This window comes from Pseudomonas fluorescens, from assembly GCF_902497745.1.
GTDB lineage: Bacteria > Pseudomonadota > Gammaproteobacteria > Pseudomonadales > Pseudomonadaceae > Aquipseudomonas > Aquipseudomonas fluorescens_BM.
Genome location: NZ_CABVHJ010000066.1, coordinates 1 through 1379 on the forward strand (window position 1 = coordinate 1; position 1379 = coordinate 1379).

General features: G+C 59.2%; 1 protein-coding gene. It reads right to left on the minus strand.

Annotated features, from left to right (window positions below):
- Nucleotides 1-207 precede the first annotated feature (207 nt).
- The gene (locus tag F8N44_RS31210; protein WP_150652152.1) at nucleotides 208-1251 is read right to left on the minus strand and encodes an LLM class flavin-dependent oxidoreductase; all 1044 of its coding nucleotides are present in this window, start codon (nucleotides 1249-1251) and stop codon (nucleotides 208-210) included.
- Nucleotides 1252-1379 lie beyond the last annotated feature (128 nt).

The window sequence follows — 1379 nt, forward strand, 5'->3', positions numbered from 1 at the left end:
GCATATCCAAGGCGACGCCGTTGCTGGTTCAGCCATCTGCTCAAATTTTGAGATTGTCGTGGAGATATTCAAGCAGCTCTTCGACAGTGGCCGAGTGTCGCCCGCGCTCATGAACTGACGTTTAACTCGAGCGACTCCGGCCAAAACAAAAAACGCCCCAAATCACCCGGGGCGTTTTTCATTTATCGAACACTAAATTTCGGACGCTCACCGAAACGCCGGCACCACATGCTTGATAAACAGCTCCAGCGATTTCTTCTTCTCCTCATGCGGCAAGCTGTTGTCACACCAGAAACTGAACTCATCCACCCCCAGTTCCTGGTAGTACTTGATCCGCGGAATGATCTCTTCCGGCGTCCCGATCATCGCCGTCTTGTGCAAACTCTCCAGCTCAAACTCCGGACGCCCGGCAAATTTCTCTTCCGGGCTTGGCGCGAGGAAACCATTGGCCGGCGTTTCCTTGTTGCCAAACCACGCATCGAACGTGCGATAGAAACGTGAGATCGCTTTCGCCCCGACTTTCCAGCCGTCCGGGTCATCAGCGGTGTGCACGTGGGTGTGGCGCAGCACCATCAGTTGCGGACGCGGTACGCCGGGGTTGTTGTCGAGTGCGGTCTGGAACTTGTTCTTCAGGTCCAGAACTTCCTCGTCGCCCTTCATCAGCGGCGTGACCATCACGTTGCAGCCGTTGGCCACGGCGAAGTTGTGCGAGTCCGGGTCGCGGGCGGCGATCCACATTGGCGGGTTCGGTTTCTGGATCGGCTTCGGTACGCTGGTCGAGGTGGGGAATTTCCAGATGTCGCCGTCGTGGGCGTAGTCGCCTTGCCACAGGGCGCGGACCACCGGGACCATTTCGCGCAATGCCTGGCCGCCGCTGGAGGCAGGCATGCCGCCGGCCATGCGATCGAATTCAACCTGATAGGCGCCACGGGCGAGGCCGACTTCCATGCGGCCGTTGCTGATGACGTCGAGCAACGCGCATTCACCGGCGACGCGTAGCGGATGCCAGAACGGCGCGATGATGGTGCCGGCGCCGAGGTGGATGGTGGTGGTTTTGGCCGCGAGGTAGGCGAGCAGCGGCATCGGGCTGGGCGAGATGGTGTATTCCATCGCGTGGTGTTCGCCGATCCACACGGTGCTGAAACCGCCGGCCTCGGCCATCAGGGTCAGTTCGGTGAGGTCTTCGAACAGTTGGCGGTGGCTGACGCTTTCGTCCCAGCGTTCCATGTGGATGAACAGGGAAAATTTCATGACGCTTCCTCGGATCTTTTGTTGTTGAGGCTACAAAAATCGGTGGGAGTGAGCGGTTCGCGATCGTGCTGTGTCAGTCGCTTGCTGCGTCGCTTTTAACACTGCTTTCGCGAGCAGGCTCGCTCCCA